The organism is Alteromonas sp. MTD1 (assembly GCF_042848195.1).
In the GTDB taxonomy this organism is placed as follows: domain Bacteria; phylum Pseudomonadota; class Gammaproteobacteria; order Enterobacterales; family Alteromonadaceae; genus Alteromonas.
In genome coordinates this window covers 176595-190390 of sequence record NZ_BTGG01000004.1, presented here as the reverse complement: position 1 = coordinate 190390, position 13796 = coordinate 176595, and the positions used below count along the sequence as shown (strand labels likewise).

The window sequence follows — 13796 nt, the reverse complement described above, 5'->3', positions numbered from 1 at the left end:
GTCTTAAATTGTTAGAACAAAAATGGTGACCAACTTGGCGATTTAACTTGCCCATTGGCTGCTGGTAACCTAGCTTTAAAGCGCCCATCAAGAGAAACCAATGACAACACTTGGGTGCCCTCGTGTAGGGTGCTGTAAATAATCATGCTTCCATTCGGCGCTACGCTTGGTGATTCATCCAAGTACGTCCGTGTCAGTACTTGTGGCGAACCACCATCCAAAGACTGCTTCGCAATGTGATAGTTACCGTTTGTTTGGTTAACCATAATCATCTGCTTACCGTCTGGTGAAATTGTACCGCCAAGGTTCTGTTCACCTACAAAGGTAACTCGCCTTACTTTCCCAGAGCTTAAATTTACGCTATATATCTGGGGTTTACCACCCCGTTCAGAGCTAAATATTAACCCTTTGCCGTCTGGAAGCCAGGCTGGCTCCGTATCAATCGCTCTATTGCGAGTAATACGGCGCAAGTTTTTCGTTGCAAGATCCATAATATAGATCTCTGGATTCCCATCTTTCGATAATACCATAGCAAGTTGCTTGCCATCTGGTGAAAAAACAGGACTACTATTTATTCCTCTAAAATCTGTGATGCGTGTGCGCTCACTTGTATAGATGTTTTGAATGTATATTTGTGGACGTCTATTTTCAAAACTGACATACGCTAGCGTTTCACCATCTGGAGACCACACCGGCGACATCAACGGTTCAGGTGATGAAAGTAGGCGAGTTTCGTTTTCACCGTCATAGTCAGCAATAACAAGTTGATAGGGCTTATCTACCGTTTTTCTGTCGCGAACAATAACGTATGCAATTTTTGTAAGGAATGCGCCACGCACTCCTGTCAGCTTTTCATAAACGATGTCGCTTATGCGATGTGCATATTGGCGGAAATCACTGCCGTTTATCGCAGCTTGTCGCGCAACAATAACGTGTTCGTTACTGGTAACGAGTGCGCCATTCTTCAATACCTTAGCTTGTCCGCCGTCAAGTTGCCCCTTTAGAATGTCCACAAGTTGGTAAGTCACTAAGTAACGGTCTGCCCCTTGCTCTTCAACGCTACCCACAAGCACAGTATCAACACCTAGTGTTGCCCACGCCGTATAGCTTACCTCGTCGGCGGTACCTGGGTATTGCGGCATATCGTTTACTGCTACCGGGTTGAATTTACCACTTCGCATTAAATCTGCCATGATAACTTCAGAAATATTACCCGGCATGGCACCCTGCCCTTTCCACTTGAATGGCACAACCCCGATAGGACGCGCGCTGTCCACGCCTTCGGTTATCACAATTTCTAAGGAAGCCAATGCATTGGTACTCAGTACCATCGTCATTAGCGCTATCCATAAACCTAGTTTTTTCATACCACTATAGTTCCACTTTTAAAGTAATGTCTTTAAGTTGCTCGTACACATCTGGCGCATCTGACACGGGTAGCTTTTCAGCGCGACGTACAGCGCTCTCAGCAGCACGACATAGCGCATCATTCCCGCCTAATACACGAATACTTGTCACAAACCCTGTTGTGGCCAACTTAATATTTAGTCGACATGTCTTTCCACTGTAACTGTCGTCTGAATATAGGTTATTTTTTATTGTCTGCTGTATTAGTGCGGTATAGCGCTCTACCTCGCTAAGCACCACCTTGCGCCTGCGTTCTTGCTGTGCTGCCCGTTCTTGCGCCAGCTGCGCTTGCATTTTTCTTTCCATTTCTGCACGTTCAGCGGCTTCCTTCTTTTTAAGCTCGGCTTCAGCTTTTGCGGCTGCCTCTCGCTCCTTGCGAGCTTGCTCTTTTTGCGCTGCAAGTCGCTCTAGCTCTTTTTGCCGCTTCGCTTCAGCGGCTTCGGCCTCTCGTTTTTCTCGCGCACGCTTGGCTGCAAGCTGCTGTTGACGCTTTTTCTCAGCTTCGGCCTTTGCTTTGCGCTGTCGTTCTTGCTCCTGTGCTCTTGCTTGCGCCTCGGCCTGCGCTTGTGCACGCTTTTTATCTTCAATAGCTTGAGCATCGATAAACGTGGCTTCAATAACGGGCGCATTCGAAGGCATGCTTGGCAGCGGGTCGGGAGAGAAACTGACGCTAATTAGCAACACTGCTGCCACTACAGCATGAAGCCCAAGCGATTTATACAAACCTACTTGTTCAGGATTCATGCTGCTGGCTTTTTTCGACTTACTCACTTGCGACGTCGATTTGTTAGACAATTCGGATTTCGACATTGTACTGTTACTCAATCGGGTCGGTCATTAACCCTACCGATGGCACGCCTGCTTGCTGCAATAACACCATTAGTTGAATGACTTCATTGTAAGCCACTTGCCCATCGCCTTTTACAACAACGGGAGTATTTGGCTCTTTGGTCAGCTGAGCTTTTACAATGGCACCCAGTTCGTCTTTGCTGATAGGGCTTTCTTGATCGTTACCTACGTTCAGAAAATATCGTCCTTTTACGTCCACCGACGCAATAATTGGCGGATTATCTTCTTGTTCAATAGGATTTGCACTTGCCTTAGGTAAATCAACCTTCACGCCTTGTGAAATAAGCGGGGCTGTTACCATAAAGATAATCAGCAGTACCAGCATAACATCAATATAAGGTACTACATTAATCTCAGACACCGGTCTGCGGCGTTTTCTTACATACATAACAAGTCCTCCGTTTGGAATGTAAACGCTTAGGCTTGTTGTTGTGCTTGCGCAGCAACCGCTTGGCGATGAAGAATGGCTGAAAACTCTTCCATAAAGTTGCCATAGCTATTTTCAAGCTTTTCAACTTGATGGCTAAAGCGGTTGTAGGCAATAACGGCAGGTATTGCCGCAAAAAGACCAATGGCTGTTGCAATAAGCGCTTCGGCAATACCAGGAGCAACCATTGCCAACGTGGCTTGCTGAACCTCACCTAGGGCGATAAATGCGTTCATGATGCCCCACACCGTTCCAAATAAACCAATGTACGGACTAATTGAGCCTGCAGTGGCAAGAAACGGTAAACGGCTTTCTAATTCTTCTACTTGGCGCGACATAGACACACGCATAGCGCGATAAGTACCGTCAACAATACCGTTAGTGGCCGTATTTGATTTTCTTAGTCGAACGAACTCTTTAAACCCTGCACAAAAGATGCTGCCCATCCCCGTTAAATTTGTGCGAGCTGAAAGTTCTTGGTACAGGCGGTTTAAGTCTGCACCTGACCAAAACTTATCTTCAAACTGACGCATTTCAGTACGTGCCGCAGACAATGCTTTACTACGCTGAAAAATAAATGTCCAAGAAGCAACCGAAACGCTTAGCAATAGCAGCATTACAAGCTGAACAATAAAACTTGCTTGCAGAAACAAGCCGATAAATGTGAGATCAGATGACACGCGAAATTTCCCCTAACAAAGTACGTGGTAGTCTTTTTGGCTTCATTGTAGCCAAATCGACGCAGGCAACCTGAATATCTCCTGATACCAGTTTGTCGCCCTGTTCATTTTTTATGATTTGTTGAAACGTCATACTAGCGCCCTTTAATTCTACAACGTGAGACTCAATACTCAACAGCTGGTTGAATCGCGCTGGCGCATAGTTATGCATCTCAACGCGTTTGACGACAAATGCGATAGATTGTTCCATTAATGTGTCTTGTTCAAAGCCAAGCCCGCGAAGCCACTCGGTTCGTGCTCTTTCCATAAACTTTAGATAGTTGGCGTAATACACTATGCCGCCCGCGTCAGTATCTTCGTAATACACCCTTACCTGGTGTTTATGCATAACTATTCCCAAAATAAAAAAATTTATAATCCAGCACAGCACTTAAACAGCAAAAAACAGCGATAAATTAAAAACAAAAAACAAGCTACAAGCCACACTATAATTAGGTTTTAATTATTTTTAAACCAATCTTAAACACTTATTTAACACATTAGTTTTTCTAATTAGAAAGAACAATTTAACTCAATTGTAGTTTTTTCGGCACTCCCTATAATGCACAGCATCAGTCATACAGAGTGTGATGGTGCGAAGCACGGTCATGCAAGAGACATTCTCCTGTTAGACATGAGTTCCCTGGATTTATTTCCTTCAACACTTGTTGTTTTAGCCCGCTCTCTGAGCGGGCTTTTTTTTTGCATTTTTCAGCACAATATAAATGACTGCCTGCCCGATTGATGTAAAACATAAATATTTACAAAGTTCGATAACGCTATTTCTTCGTATTTAACTTAAGAAAATTGAGCAAAGGGCATGCCACAACACTGCCATGCCGCTGAATATGAATATCTCTGACGTGTTTAAAACAGCGTTAGTCTGATGGTGTAAAGCCGAAATGAAGATAGGCGCGCTGCGACACGATACGCCCGCGAGGAGTACGCTGTAAAAAGCCCTGTTGAATTAGAAACGGCTCAATCACATCCTCTATGGTTTCTTTCTCTTCTCCAATAGCAGCAGCAAGATTGTCTAAACCAACCGGCCCGCCATCAAATTTTTCAATAATAGCCGTCAGCAGCTTGCGGTCCATGTAGTCAAAACCTTCTTTGTCTACATCAAGCATATCAAGCGCTTTTGCCGCTACATCTGCCCCCACTGTACCGTCGGCTTTAATTTCTGCGTAGTCACGTACTCTGCGCAATAAGCGGTTAGCTATTCGTGGTGTGCCTCTAGAACGACGAGCAACTTCTTGGGCGCCCTCTTCGCTCATATCCAAGTTTAAGAAGCTCGCGCTTCTTGCCACAATACTTGTGAGGTCTTTAACGTTATAGAACTCAAGACGCTGTACTATGCCGAAGCGATCTCGTAATGGTGAGGTTAGTGAGCCAGCACGCGTTGTAGCGCCAACTAATGTAAACGGAGGAAGGTCTAACTTTATTGAACGCGCTGCAGGCCCCTCTCCAATCATAATATCAAGCTGATAGTCTTCCATGGCAGGGTAAAGGATTTCTTCAACCACTGGACTTAGACGGTGTATTTCATCAATGAACAACACATCGTTGCGTTCTAAATTGGTGAGAAGTGCTGCTAAGTCACCCGCTTTTTCTAATACAGGGCCAGACGTGGTTTTAATATTTACGCCCATCTCGTTAGCAACAATGTTAGCCAACGTGGTTTTACCTAGCCCCGGAGGACCAAAAATAAGTAAATGATCTAAAGCATCGTCGCGATTGCGCGCCGCTTGAATAAAAATCTCCATTTGCTCGCAAACATGTGGCTGACCGGTATAGTCTTCCAGCATTTTGGGGCGTATGGCGCGATCAATCACCTCGTCTTCGGTGCTTGCGTCGGGCGTAATGAGTCTGTCGGCTTCAATCATGATAGTTCTACTTTAAACAATAACGTGAACGCACTGACTAATAAGTGCAATACCTTCACAAGGCACTTTTAAATGGCCGCTTTTAACGCTTCACGAATAAGGGCTTCACTTTCCATTCCCTCATTGTAAACACTATCAACCAGCTTACTGGCCTGTGCTGGCTTGTAACCTAGCGCTATCAGTGCACTTTGCGCTTCCTCACGCGCATCGTTCACTTCAACAATGGTATTTTTCGACAATAAGTCACCGCTAGGTGGCGGAACAACAACACTTTGTGCTTTTCCAAATTTTGCCAATCTGTCTTTAAGCTCTACCACTAAGCGTTCTGCAGTTTTCTTTCCAATACCAGGTAAACTTACCAGTGCTGATACATCTTCGTTTTGTACACTTGCCAAAAACTGCCCTGCTGACATACCTGATAAAATGGCCAAGCCAAGTTTAGGGCCAACACCATTGGCTTTAATTAGCTCGCGGAATAAACCTCGTTCCATTTTGTCGGCAAAACCAAATAGTAGCTGCGCGTCTTCACGAACAACAAAATGCGTATATACCACCACTTCTTCGCCTACAGCAGGAAGTTGGTAAAAGCTTGTCATGGGCATATGAATTTCGTAACCAACACCGGCTACATCTACAAGAATTTCTGGTGGCTGCTTTTCAGCCAACGTACCGCGAATTCGTCCAATCATGAAAAATCTCTGTAAAAGCGTGAGCTACAGGCAGTTTTATCGCAGGCGGCCTCGTACCGTTTTGCGCGCTTGCCCTGCCATATTAATCAGGCTCTGTTCGGTGTGTGCATGACACAAGGCAACGGCTAACGCATCGGCTGCGTCGGCTTGTGGCGTGCCGCTTAAGTTCAAAAGGTGTTTAACCATATGCTGAACTTGCGTTTTATCTGCACTCCCTTTTCCTACCACCGACTGCTTGATTTGCCTGGCGCTATATTCAGCAACAGGAAGCTGCGCTTGCGTAGCCGCTACAATAGCAGCGCCTCTTGCCTGACCCAACTTTAATGCTGAGTCAGGGTTCTTTGCCATAAAGACTTGCTCTATCGCAAATTGCTGAGGCTTGTATTGGCGAATAATATCGCCAATGCCAGTAAAAATATTGGCAAGACGCGATGGTAAATCGGTCGTACCTACGCGAATACAGCCACTGGCCACGTACACTAACTTACCTTGCTTACGTTCAATTAAACCGTAGCCTGTAATCCTAGAACCTGGATCTATACCCAGTATAACCATTAAGGCACACTCGGTACAAACAAAGATACCGCTTCTTTATTTGATGGAGACCACAAACGCGTAAGCGCTTCGTCTTTCGACACCCACTCGTATTGTAAATGCTCAGTAAGCGTAATGGGTAAATTGCTGTTTATTTGTAGAGAAAATACATGCTCTGTATTGTGAACAGTGCCGGGAGGATAACGATGCAGCCAACGGCTACGAATAACATATTGGTTTTGCTTATTGTGATCGTTGATCACAAAACCATGGGCCTTAGCGTCTATTCCTACTTCTTCGCTTACTTCTCGGTAAGCAGTCTCGATAGGACGCTCTCCGTCTTCGAGCGCGCCAGTGACAGACTGCCAAAAAGTAGGGTCGTCTTGTCGCTGTAGCAATAGCACTCGGTAGTGTTGGTCATACAACACTACCAGTGCAGATTCAGGCTTCTTATATGCCATAAATTACGATTGCTTTTTCACCGTTGCAATTGCAAGCTCTTCAAGCTGCTGTGGATTTGCAGGGCTAGGTGCAGACGTTAACGGGCACGCCGCCGTTGTTGTTTTCGGGAATGCCATTACATCACGAATAGACGTTGCGCCAGTCATTAGCATTACTAAGCGATCTAGACCAAATGCAAGACCTGCATGCGGTGGCGCACCAAAGCGCAGTGCATCAAGCAAGAAGCCGAATTTATTCTTCGCTTCTTCATCGTCAATACCAAGAATGTTGAACACAGTCGCCTGCATGTCTTCGTTGTGAATACGTACAGAGCCACCACCTAACTCAACACCGTTCAGTACCATGTCGTAAGCGTCAGATAAGGCTTCAGCTGGGTTCGCTTTTAGCTCTTCTGGCGTTAGACCGCGTGGCGCCGTGAACGGGTGGTGAATAGCGTGAAGCTGTCCGTCAAACTCTTCAAACATTGGGAAGTCAACTACCCAAAGTGGCTTCCACTCGCCTTCAAGCAGTTCAAAGTCTTCGCCTAATTTAAGACGAAGCGCACCCATTGCTTCAGTCACTACTGTGTAGCTGTCTGCGCCAAACAGTAAAATGTCACCGCTTTGTGCGCCAGTGCGCTCAAGCATAGCGTTAGTGATATCTTCTGTTAGGAATTTAAGAATTGGCGACTGTAGACCTTCAAGACCTGCTTGCGCGTCGTTCACTTTAATCCATGCTAGGCCTTTAGCACCGTAAATGCCTACAAATTTGGTGTACTCATCAATTTGCTTACGCGACAGTGACGCACCGCCTGGCACACGAATAGCCGCAACGCGACCTTTCGGATCGTTTGCAGGGCCGCTGAATACTTTAAAGTCTACATCGGCTAGTAAGTCTGCTACGTCTGTTAACTCTAATGGGTTGCGTAAGTCTGGCTTATCACTACCAAAACGCTTCATCGCCTCCGCGTAAGTCATTCGCGGGAAGTCGCCAAGGTCAACATTAAGCATTTTGTTGAACAAGTCGCGGATCATGCGCTCGGTAATAGACATCACGCCGTCTGCATCTAAGAACGTAGTCTCGATATCAATTTGCGTGAATTCTGGCTGGCGATCAGCACGTAAGTCTTCATCACGGAAGCACTTAACGATTTGATAATAACGGTCCATGCCCGACATCATTAGCAGCTGCTTAAATAGCTGTGGCGATTGTGGTAACGCGAAAAACTCGCCTTTGTGCGTACGACTTGGCACTAGATAATCACGCGCGCCTTCTGGCGTTGCCTTGGTAAGAATTGGTGTTTCAATATCAAGGAAACCTTCTTCTTCTAAGAAGCGACGCACTGCACCAGTCACTTTTGCACGGAACTGCAAACGCTGGCTCATTAGTGGACGACGAAGGTCCAAATAACGATAGCGAAGACGCTGCTCTTCTGAGTTTTCTTGATTCCAATCTAACGGTAAAACATCTGACTTATTAATTACTTCAAGCCCTGTACCCAAGATTTCAATCTCTCCGGTACGCATGTCTTTATTTACTTGACCTTCTGGACGCGCACGTACTTTACCCGTTAGCTTTACGCAGAACTCGCTGCGCAGTGTGTTTGCTACCGATAAAACCTCAGGTAAGTCTGGGTCGAACACCACTTGTACGATACCTTCGCGGTCACGTAAGTCGATGAAGATTACACCGCCTAAGTCGCGACGCTTATTTACCCACCCGCAAAGGGTAACTTCTTGTCCAATGTATGATGAATCGATATTCCCACAGTAATCTGTGCGCATGGTCCTTGACCCCTGATATATTTTCTTGCTTCTCATGCAGTGAAATGGCGCGTTGTTTATCGTGTGTTTTAGGGCTTAAGCACTGCCATAAAATCGCGTAAACTTGCTGGCCAATTCGTTGGCCCGCACACTACATGCATAATGTAATGATTTAAAGGCCGCATAGTATAAACAAATGCTTGATAAAGCCCAATGACAAATATGCACAAATCAGCCATATCACAAGGAAATATCTACATTGGTCTGCCAATGTGGCAGCACAGCCACTGGCCAAGCACATGGTTTGCAAACTCGCCTAAGTCTGATAATGCATTATCGCTATATGCCAAAGAGTGTAATACCGTAGAGGGAAACACGACGTTTTACTCACTTCCCCACCAAGACGCTGTAACACGTTGGTGTGAGTCAGTACCTGACAACTTCCGGTTCACATTTAAGCTTCACCAAAATATTAGTCATGTACATCAACTACAGCATTGTGAGGACGAAGTTGCACAGCAGCTATCGCTTTTACAGCCTATGCGCGAAAAATTAGGCGTGGTGATGCTGCAGTTACCCGCATCTTTTGGCCCTGACAAGCTACCATTATTGGAACAATTTATAGCCGCATTACCGAGTGATTTGAACATTGCCGTAGAAGTCCGTCATTTGGCATTCTTCGCTAAGGGCGCAGAAGAGAAAGCCTTAAATCAGGTTCTTATGCGCCATAACTGCAATCGCATTATTATGGATACAAGAGCGCTGTTCACAGGCCCCTGCAACTCTGACATTCTGTCTGAAGTAAGAGGAAAAAAGCCCAGAGTACCCGTTAATGTAATTGCGACTGGCAAGACGCCTATAGTGCGTTTTGTAGGTAATGATGAAGATGCAGACAACGAGGCCTGCTTGCGCCCATGGGTGAATAAAGTGCAGCAGTGGCAACGGGAAGGAAAAGATGTCTATTTCTTTTGTCATCGCCCAGACAACAAAGACGCACCATGGCTGGCTCAGCAGTTTATTGATTTGTATAACGCTACCAGTCCAGCTGCACAGCTACCAGACCTTGCACTTAAAGCTCAACCAGAGCAAGACAGCCTATTTTAGCGACAAACGCACGCGTTCAGGCGTTCAGGCGTTCAGGCGTTCAGGCGTTCAGGCGTTCAGGCGTTCACCTAATCATGCGTGCGCTTTTCTATGGATTATATAGCCTTAACAGCATCGGAAAATGCGAGTTATTATCAGGCACCTTGTCGAAAATCAGATGCATCAAGCTCATGCTTTTTCATTAGCTTGTGCATATCTGTTCTGTTTCGCCCAGCCAGTTCAGCAGCACGGGTCACATTTCCATCTGTCATTTTAAGAAGCTTATGCAGATACTGTTGTTCAAATGCATCACGCGCTTCAGTAAGCGTTGGCCAGCTTTGTCTTGTGGCAGAAAGTGCTTGCTCTACCAAATGAAGCGGGATAACCGGTGTTTGTGTTAGTGCTACGCACTGCTCTACTACGTTTACGAGTTGGCGAACGTTACCGGGCCAAGATGAGGTGACTAACTGCTGCATAGCATCATCAGAGAACTGGCTTACATTGACGCCATGACGCTGTGCACTTTGTTGTAACAAAGAGCGAGCAAGCAACGGAATATCCTCGCTTCGGGCTTTAAGCGACGGTAGCTTCAAGTTCACCACGTTTAAGCGGTAATACAAATCTTCACGGAATGTACCGTCTTCCATCTCTTTATGTAGGTCTTTGTGCGTTGCTGAGATAATGCGCACATCAATATCAACGTGTTTACTGCTGCCCACAGGACGAATTTGGCGCTCTTGCAAAGCTCGCAATAGCTTTACCTGTAGCGTCATTGGCATATCGCCAATTTCATCTAAAAACAGTGTACCACCATCGGCTTCTCTGAATAGACCAGGGTGGGCTGCAACAGCCCCCGTGAATGCACCTTTGGCGTGACCAAACAGCTCTGATTCTAGAAGGTTTTCTGGTAGCGCACCGCAGTTGATTGCCACAAAAGGTTTGTCGCCGCGATTACTTGCATTGTGAATGGCGTTCGCGAGTAGCTCTTTACCTGTTCCACTCGCGCCGCTAATGAGTACCGAAACTTCGCGTTGCGCTATACGAAAAGCCTGATCAAGCACGTTCAGCATTTCAGGGGAACGGGTAATAATGTCTTTCGCCCAATCTCCTGGTTTAGCCGCTTGCGACTGGCTTAGTGCTTTTTGCAGCAACGTGCGCAATTCATCATGATCGACAGGCTTTGGTAAAAAACCAAAAACGCCGCGCTGAGTTGCAGCCACTGCATCGGAAATAGTGCCGTGAGCCGTCATTAAGATAACGGGTATGTCTTTTCGAATGCCCATAATTTCTTCAAACAGGCTTAACCCGTCTAAACCTGGCATACGCAAGTCGCTAAGCACTACATCGTAGTTTTCGTTTTGCAGCTTTCGTAATGCTGCATTGCCATCTTCTACTGCCGTTACGTTGTATCCTTCGCCTTCAAGTCGAATGGTCAGCAACCTAAGCAGGCTTTTATCGTCATCGACCAACAATAAGTTAGGGTTACTACTTTCCTTTTCGCTCACTGTTGAGTACTCCTGTTTTTATCCATCAATGCCGCTTCTATTTGCAGCAATTCTTCTAATTTTTTGCGTAAGCTCACCGCGTCATCACGTAATTGTTGTAATGCTTCGCCCCGTTGCGTATTTTCCTTTTCCAGTACAACAAGCGCAGACTCTAATTGCATAAGCTGATTGTTTTGTTCTGCTGCTACCACGTTAATTACTTCTTTGGCTGATGCTGTGAACTTTTCAGAAAGAGTATCTAAAGCAAGCTGAGCACGAAGCCTATCTTGGTAAGGCGTATCGTTTGGCAATGTAAGAACATAAGCACGCACAATATCGTACTGAGAGTTTCCCATTTCCTTAATAGTGGCTTTACGCTCGCTCCATGACGTTGCGCTTGCAACTACCCACTCATTTATCCAAAACCGCATATCGCAATTGTGTTCGAAGTCTTTTGGGGCGTGTTCAAAAAGACATATATCTTCATCTAATATGGCCCTTGCCGCTTCATTTGGCGTGGGCTCACTGCTTTTTGTTTTACTCAACAAACTCTGACACCCTGTCAGCATGAGTAACATCACAATTAATCCACTTAATCTCATCTTTTTTATTGTTCCTGCTGTGGAATGGTTACCCTGAAACATACGTCTGCATAATCAACATCGACCACATGTACCTCACCGTGCATTAGTCTTGCGCAGTCGGCTACAATAGATAGCCCTAAGCCCGTTCCAATTACATTGTCGTTTCGGGGCTCTGTACCTCGAATAAATGGTTCAAATAGGGTTGCAACAGATTCTGGCGCAATGCGTTTCCCGCGATTGGCAACGTCTAACACCAGTTTATCAGCGTTGAGGTATATTTTAATATCAATTGGTCTGCCAACGGCACCGTGCGCTACCGCATTTGATACCAAATTATCGAGTATTCGGCGAAATAACTCTTCATCTAATATTGCTCTCTCGGGCGCAATGCTTACTTCCACATCTCGGTTTTGAATGGCAAGTGCGTAGTCCTCAAGGCAAGCATCGACAAGTTGTTTAGGAGAGCTCGACACTAATTTGGGCTGTGCCTGTTGTAACAGCAAATTATAATCGAGCAGTTTTTCAACTAATGTGTTTAATCGGTGAGTACTGGCGGTTAATAGTGATAACACTTCCCGCTGGCCGTTATTTAATTCACCCACTACGTTCTCTGAAAGCAGGCTACAGCCTTCTTTAATACTGGCTAGCGGGGTTTTTAACTCGTGCGCGGCATGACGTAGCAACGCTGTGCGTATGTGTTCTAACTGCTGAAGCCTGTCGTAAAGCCAATGCAGATCTTTTTCTACATCAATAAGCTCTTTCGGTGCTTGGCGTGATAATGGCGGTAGTTCTCCACCACTATGCGCAACAATGCGAATGATTTTTTTGAGGTTATTTACAGGGTTAACAATAAGCTGACTGCCAAGCAAAATAAGCAAAAGCGACACACTTACCAGCATTGCGGTAGACCACGCCTGTTTTGCCTGCATGGCATTCAAGTCATCTTGCTGCAGTTGTACACGCTGGTTAATTGCGCCTTCAACGTCGTCTCGCAATTGTTCTACACTGTTACTCACAGAAGCAAGATAAGCGTTTAACAGCAACTGATCTTCAATGGTTCGATAATCAGCAAGTTGGTTTAGTTGTTCAGATAGTCTTTCGCACGTTGGTGACGCCGACAACGTTTGGCACAAATTATCGGCAGCCACGGCAAATTGTTCTAGCGCGTTATCAGACAGTGTAGCCACCTGCTCGTTTCTCAAAACAGCAAATTGTCTGACACTTCGCTCAACGTCTGTTACCGCATTGTCTAAACGCTGCATGTCACCCACTACATCTACCACAAAGCGGGTTTCAAGCGTTGTCATTTGGCCTACCTTGGCTAAATCGCTTTGGCTTTGCCATAGCAAGGCAATAAGAGGAATAAGGGCTAGAACAAAACTACCTAAGGTTAACTGCCGAAGCGAGCCCACCTGCATCAGGCGTTCACCCAATGAAAACTTATTAATCAGAACCTTCCCCTTAAAAAACCATCGCCAAACTAACTAAAAAAACACGATCTAGTTAATGGCTATTTCCTTTTTGTTGCCCGGTGTTAATTGACTTTTGGTTAACTCAGCTTCAGAAAGCTTTCCGTCTTCGTTGTCGTCAATCAAGCCGAAGTTACGCAGCAAACCAGTGTGGCGAACAGCTTCTTTAAGCGAAATAAGACCGTCTTTATCCGTGTCTAACTGTTCCATAAGAGAGCGCGCCGGCGACGCCTGAACGTCTGCCATTAGCACAGTTTGCATTGCCGCTACTGTGCACGCAGCTAAGAATACTTTTTCGAGTCGTTTCATCATGAATCCTCCGCAAAAATGCTCGTTAAAATCCTTCTTACTAGGCTCTTCAAAACATGCATTTATTTAAACGGTATTCGTTTTGAAAAGTGCCTAGATAGTATCACTAGTCATCAATTAACCACTACTGTAAGTTTGCAAATTACATCAAAAGA

General features: G+C 45.6%; 15 protein-coding genes. 1 reads left to right on the top strand and 14 read right to left on the bottom strand.

Going from position 1 to position 13796, the window contains the following annotated elements:
- Positions 1-11: 11 nt before the first annotated feature.
- From tolB to aspS, 10 genes are all read right to left on the bottom strand, one after another.
- Positions 12-1367: a Tol-Pal system beta propeller repeat protein TolB gene (tolB, locus tag ACGHAV_RS06910; RefSeq protein WP_390378257.1), complete on the bottom strand. Its 1356-nt coding sequence runs from the start codon at positions 1365-1367 to the stop codon at positions 12-14.
- Positions 1368-1371: 4 nt separating this feature from the next.
- The gene (gene tolA / locus ACGHAV_RS06905; protein WP_390378254.1) at positions 1372-2217 is read right to left on the bottom strand and encodes a cell envelope integrity protein TolA; all 846 of its coding nucleotides are present in this window, start codon (positions 2215-2217) and stop codon (positions 1372-1374) included.
- 7 nt (positions 2218-2224) lie between these two features.
- Positions 2225-2644: a protein TolR gene (tolR, locus tag ACGHAV_RS06900; protein ID WP_390378250.1), complete on the bottom strand. Its 420-nt coding sequence runs from the start codon at positions 2642-2644 to the stop codon at positions 2225-2227.
- Positions 2645-2673: 29 nt separating this feature from the next.
- On the bottom strand, positions 2674-3363 hold the full coding sequence (gene tolQ / locus ACGHAV_RS06895; RefSeq protein ID WP_334013086.1) for a protein TolQ: 690 nt from the start codon (positions 3361-3363) through the stop codon (positions 2674-2676).
- Positions 3353-3751 carry a tol-pal system-associated acyl-CoA thioesterase gene (ybgC, locus tag ACGHAV_RS06890; RefSeq protein WP_334013085.1) on the bottom strand — a complete coding sequence of 133 codons (399 nt, stop codon included), beginning with the start codon at positions 3749-3751 and terminating at the stop codon, positions 3353-3355. The genes tolQ and ybgC overlap by 11 nt, the downstream gene beginning before the upstream one ends.
- A 529-nt stretch (positions 3752-4280) precedes the next feature.
- Positions 4281-5285 (bottom strand): Holliday junction branch migration DNA helicase RuvB, encoded by a 1005-nt coding sequence (gene ruvB, locus ACGHAV_RS06885; RefSeq protein ID WP_390378245.1) that lies wholly within the window; start codon positions 5283-5285, stop codon positions 4281-4283.
- 68 nt (positions 5286-5353) lie between these two features.
- The gene (ruvA, locus tag ACGHAV_RS06880) at positions 5354-5974 is read right to left on the bottom strand and encodes a Holliday junction branch migration protein RuvA (RefSeq protein WP_390378242.1); all 621 of its coding nucleotides are present in this window, start codon (positions 5972-5974) and stop codon (positions 5354-5356) included.
- Positions 5975-6010: 36 nt separating this feature from the next.
- On the bottom strand, positions 6011-6529 hold the full coding sequence (gene ruvC / locus ACGHAV_RS06875; protein WP_334013082.1) for a crossover junction endodeoxyribonuclease RuvC: 519 nt from the start codon (positions 6527-6529) through the stop codon (positions 6011-6013).
- Entirely contained in the window at positions 6529-6969 is a 441-nt protein-coding gene (gene nudB, locus ACGHAV_RS06870; RefSeq protein ID WP_390378238.1) for a dihydroneopterin triphosphate diphosphatase, read from the bottom strand. The genes ruvC and nudB overlap by 1 nt, the downstream gene beginning before the upstream one ends.
- Positions 6970-6972: 3 nt before the next feature.
- Positions 6973-8733 (bottom strand): aspartate--tRNA ligase, encoded by a 1761-nt coding sequence (gene aspS / locus ACGHAV_RS06865; RefSeq protein WP_390378235.1) that lies wholly within the window; start codon positions 8731-8733, stop codon positions 6973-6975.
- A gap of 201 nt (positions 8734-8934) precedes the next feature.
- Here aspS and ACGHAV_RS06860 point away from each other — a divergent pair, with 201 nt between their 5' ends.
- A complete protein-coding gene (locus ACGHAV_RS06860) occupies positions 8935-9816 on the top strand; it encodes a DUF72 domain-containing protein (protein ID WP_390378233.1) in 882 nt (293 codons plus the stop codon).
- A gap of 134 nt (positions 9817-9950) precedes the next feature.
- Here the strand turns inward: ACGHAV_RS06860 and ACGHAV_RS06855 are convergent, their stop codons facing one another.
- From ACGHAV_RS06855 to ACGHAV_RS06840, 4 genes are all read right to left on the bottom strand, one after another.
- Positions 9951-11300, bottom strand: coding sequence for a sigma 54-interacting transcriptional regulator (locus tag ACGHAV_RS06855; RefSeq protein WP_390378230.1), 1350 nt, complete (start codon positions 11298-11300; stop codon positions 9951-9953).
- A complete protein-coding gene (locus ACGHAV_RS06850; RefSeq protein ID WP_390378227.1) occupies positions 11297-11824 on the bottom strand; it encodes a hypothetical protein in 528 nt (175 codons plus the stop codon). The genes ACGHAV_RS06855 and ACGHAV_RS06850 overlap by 4 nt, the downstream gene beginning before the upstream one ends.
- A gap of 62 nt (positions 11825-11886) precedes the next feature.
- Entirely contained in the window at positions 11887-13284 is a 1398-nt protein-coding gene (locus tag ACGHAV_RS06845) for a sensor histidine kinase (protein WP_390378636.1), read from the bottom strand.
- A gap of 78 nt (positions 13285-13362) precedes the next feature.
- Positions 13363-13644 carry a calcium-binding protein gene (locus ACGHAV_RS06840; protein ID WP_390378224.1) on the bottom strand — a complete coding sequence of 94 codons (282 nt, stop codon included), beginning with the start codon at positions 13642-13644 and terminating at the stop codon, positions 13363-13365.
- Between the last annotated feature and the right edge of the window lie 152 nt (positions 13645-13796).

Coding starts and splice junctions, on each gene's coding strand:
- ACGHAV_RS06840 (WP_390378224.1), bottom strand. CDS start 13,644: ATGATGAAACGACTCGAAAAAGTATTCTTAGCTGCGTGCACAGTAGCG.
- ruvA (WP_390378242.1), bottom strand. CDS start 5,974: ATGATTGGACGAATTCGCGGTACGTTGGCTGAAAAGCAGCCACCAGAA.
- ybgC (WP_334013085.1), bottom strand. CDS start 3,751: ATGCATAAACACCAGGTAAGGGTGTATTACGAAGATACTGACGCGGGC.
- aspS (WP_390378235.1), bottom strand. CDS start 8,733: ATGCGCACAGATTACTGTGGGAATATCGATTCATCATACATTGGACAA.
- ACGHAV_RS06860 (WP_390378233.1), top strand. CDS start 8,935: ATGCACAAATCAGCCATATCACAAGGAAATATCTACATTGGTCTGCCA.
- tolB (WP_390378257.1), bottom strand. CDS start 1,367: ATGAAAAAACTAGGTTTATGGATAGCGCTAATGACGATGGTACTGAGT.
- tolR (WP_390378250.1), bottom strand. CDS start 2,644: ATGTATGTAAGAAAACGCCGCAGACCGGTGTCTGAGATTAATGTAGTA.
- ruvB (WP_390378245.1), bottom strand. CDS start 5,285: ATGATTGAAGCCGACAGACTCATTACGCCCGACGCAAGCACCGAAGAC.
- ruvC (WP_334013082.1), bottom strand. CDS start 6,529: ATGGTTATACTGGGTATAGATCCAGGTTCTAGGATTACAGGCTACGGT.
- nudB (WP_390378238.1), bottom strand. CDS start 6,969: ATGGCATATAAGAAGCCTGAATCTGCACTGGTAGTGTTGTATGACCAA.
- tolA (WP_390378254.1), bottom strand. CDS start 2,217: ATGTCGAAATCCGAATTGTCTAACAAATCGACGTCGCAAGTGAGTAAG.